This window comes from uncultured Allobosea sp., assembly GCF_945956895.1.
Classification (GTDB): Bacteria; Pseudomonadota; Alphaproteobacteria; order Rhizobiales; family Beijerinckiaceae; genus Allobosea.
Genome location: NZ_CAMFJF010000152.1, coordinates 1 through 3,211 on the forward strand (window position 1 = coordinate 1; position 3,211 = coordinate 3,211).

Below are 3,211 nucleotides of genomic sequence, written 5' to 3' on the forward strand. Positions count from 1 at the left end.
AGCAGAGCGGCTTCATCGCCGGCTGCGATCTCTCGCCGCGCATGATCGAGCGGGCTCGCGCCAAGCTCGCCCCCGACGGCACGCCGCTCTACGACAAGCTCGCCGTCGCCGGGCTGACGAGCTTCCTCGCCAGCCGGCCGGACGCCTCCGCCGATCTCGTCGTCGCGGCCGATGTCTTCGTCTATCTCGGCGAGCTTGCGCCCTGCTTCGCCCAGAGCGCGCGCGTGCTGGAGCCGGACGGGCTGCTCGCCTTCACGGTGCAGAGCCATGAGGGCGAAGGCGTCGTGGTGGGAGAGGACAGGCGGTTCGCGCATGCGGAAAGCTGGCTACGAGAGCGGCTGGTGGAAGCCGGGCTCACCCCGATACTCGTCGAGCCCGCCAGCACACGGCAGGATCGCGGAGTGCCCGTGCCGGGGCTGCTGGTGGTGGCCGAGAAGCGGTGAGGCCGGGCTCTGCCCGGACCCGTCAGCAGACATTCCGCTTGACGATGAATATGGGTCGCGACAGTGTCGCGGGACATGCTCAGGAACCGGACAGTTTGTGATCGACGCCGACGTCGCTGCACCCATGCGGCGGCTTTTCAGGCTGCGCGTCGATCAGCGTCCTTCCGCGTAGTGGCGGCCTCACGATAGGTCCACACACCGGAGCGGTCCCCGGCCCGCGTTCCTGAACCCCCGCAGCCCTCGGCTCCGGGGGTTTTCTTTTGCCTGCACCCAGAAGGACACCATCATGAGCATTCGCGTCGGCATTGTCGGCATCAGCGGGTTTGGCGGCGGCGAAGCGCTGCGCCTGATCGCGAGCCACCCATCCTTCGAGCTGGTCTACGCTGCGGGCGAGAGCAGCGCCGGCAGCCGGTTGGTCGATCGTTTCCCCGGCGTGCCAGCCAAGTTGGCCGAGTTGGTGATCGCGAAATGGGACCCGGCGGCCTTGCCGAAACTCGACGTGCTGTTCGCGTCACTGCCCACGGGCGCCTCGGCCGACGCGCTGGCGCGCGTAGCGAAGGAGGTGAAGATCGTCGATATCGGCGGCGACCATCGCTATGTCGACGGTTGGGCCTATGGCTTGGCCGACATCTGGCCAGCCGAGATCGAAGGCCGGACCCGCGTGGCCAACCCCGGCTGCTTCCCTGCCGCGACGCTGACCGCGCTGGCGCCGCTGCTGGCCAACAAGCTGATCGAGCCCGGCAATGTCGTGATCGACGTGAAGACGGGCATCTCCGGCGCCGGCCGGGGCGGCGACAGCAAATTCGGCTATGCCGAGAGCAACGAGAACCTCGTGCCCTACGGCCTGCTCAAGCACACCCACATGCCTGAGATCGCCAGGACGATCGAGCGGCTAAGCGGCGGCAGCGCGGCCGGGCTGGTGTTCACGCCGCACCTGGTGCCGATGACCCGCGGCATCCTCGCCACCCTCTATTGCCGCGGCCGCGCCACCACGGATCAGTGCCTGGACGCGGCCCGGCGCTTCTATGCCGGGCGTTCGTTCGTCCGCGTGACCGACAAGCCGCCGCAGACCAAATGGGCGACCGGCTCGAATCTCGCCTTCGTCAGCTATGCGGCCGATCCGGAGCGCGACCTGGTGATCGCGATGGGCGTGGTCGACAACCTCGGCAAGGGCGCGGCGGGCCAGGCCGTGCAGAACGCGAACCTGATCTGCGGCCTGCCCGAAACCGCAGGGCTGGACGGTTTACCTGTCTGGCCCTGATAGGGCGACCCTCCGGGCAATTGACCAATCACTGCATGGGGCCGCGACGGGTCGAAGCGATCCTTCCGGCACCCACGCAGCAACCGAGCCCTCAGCCGCGCGGCACTCGCCCCCCGCGATCCCTGATTCCCCTTTCGTTCTCCCGTGCCACGCCCTATCTTCGGCCGGCATGGCCGCTCCCTCCCCGCTCCCCCCCACCTTCAAGGCCTGGTTCACCGGGCGCGGCTGGAGCGTGCGGCCGCATCAGACCGCCTTGCTGAAGGAGGCCCGCGCCGGGCGCTCGACCTTGCTGGTCGCGCCAACCGGCGCCGGCAAGACGCTGGCGGGCTTCCTGCCCTCGCTGGTCGAGCTCGCCGAACGCAAGGGCAAGCATGACGGTCTGCACACGCTCTATATCTCGCCACTGAAGGCGCTCGCCGTCGACATCGCCCGCAATCTCGAAGCGCCGGTGCGCGAGATGGGGTTGGCCGTAACGATCGAGACGCGCACCGGCGACACCTCCGCCGCCAAGCGCACGCGGCAAATCCAGCGCCCACCCGACATCCTGCTGACGACGCCTGAGCAGCTCGCACTGCTGGTTTCGCATCGCGACGCCGCACCGTTCTTCTCGTCCTTGCGCCGCATCGTGCTCGACGAACTGCATGCGCTGGTCACCTCCAAACGCGGCGACCTGCTCGCGCTCGATCTCGCGCGCCTGAAGGCGCTGGCGCCGCAGGTCTCGGCTGTCGGCCTCTCGGCGACGGTGCGGGAGCCCGCCGACCTGCAACGCTATCTCGGCGGCGCCGCGACACCGGCCGGGCTCGTCACAGTCGCGGGCGGGGCGAAGCCGCGCATCGGCATCCTCGATACGGAACGGCGCCTGCCGATCGCCGGCCACACGACCCTGCACGCGATGGCCGAGGTCTATGAGGCGATCCGCACGCACAAGCTGACGCTCGTCTTCGTCAACACGCGCATGCAGGCTGAATTCGCCTTTCAGGCCCTCTGGAACCTCAACGACGACAACCTGCCGATCGCGCTGCATCACGGCTCGCTCGACGCGCAGCAGCGCCGCAAGGTCGAGGCGGCGATGGCGGACGGACGGCTCAAGGCGGTGGTCTGCACCGCGACGCTCGATCTCGGCATCGACTGGGGCGATGTCGACCTCGTCGTCAACCTCGGTGCACCCAAGGGCGCAAGCCGCCTGATCCAGCGCATCGGCCGCTCCAACCACCGCATGGACGAGCCCTCGGAGGCGCTGCTGGTGCCCTCCAACCGCTTCGAGCTGCTGGAGTGCCGCGCCGCGCTCGAAGCCGTCCACGAGGCCGCGCAGGACACCCCGCCGCCCCGCCTCGGCGCGCTCGACGTGCTCGCCCAGCATGTGCTCGGCGTCGCCTGCTCGGATGGCTTTGAGGCGGATGCACTCTACGAGGAAGTTCGCACCGCCTCGCCCTATGCCGATCTCGCCCGCGAGGATTTCGACGCCGTCGTCAATTTCGTCGCGACCGGCGGCTATGCGCTGAAGAGC

Annotated in this window: 3 protein-coding genes; all 3 read left to right on the forward strand. The window is 69.0% G+C overall.

Going from position 1 to position 3,211, the window contains the following annotated elements:
• The coding region (locus Q0Q02_RS23615) for a class I SAM-dependent methyltransferase (protein WP_293813254.1) at positions 1-443 on the forward strand (443 nt) is incomplete at its 5' end.
• 286 nt (positions 444-729) lie between these two features.
• A complete protein-coding gene (argC, locus tag Q0Q02_RS23620; RefSeq protein WP_293813256.1) occupies positions 730-1,704 on the forward strand; it encodes an N-acetyl-gamma-glutamyl-phosphate reductase in 975 nt (324 codons plus the stop codon).
• Between the two features lie 169 nt (positions 1,705-1,873).
• On the forward strand, positions 1,874-3,211 hold a 1,338-nt coding region (locus Q0Q02_RS23625), incomplete at its 3' end, for a DEAD/DEAH box helicase (protein WP_293813258.1).

Excerpts from the sequence above, each read along its gene's own strand:
- argC (WP_293813256.1), top strand. The coding sequence starts at position 730 with ATGAGCATTCGCGTCGGCATTGTCGGCATCAGCGGGTTTGGCGGCGGC.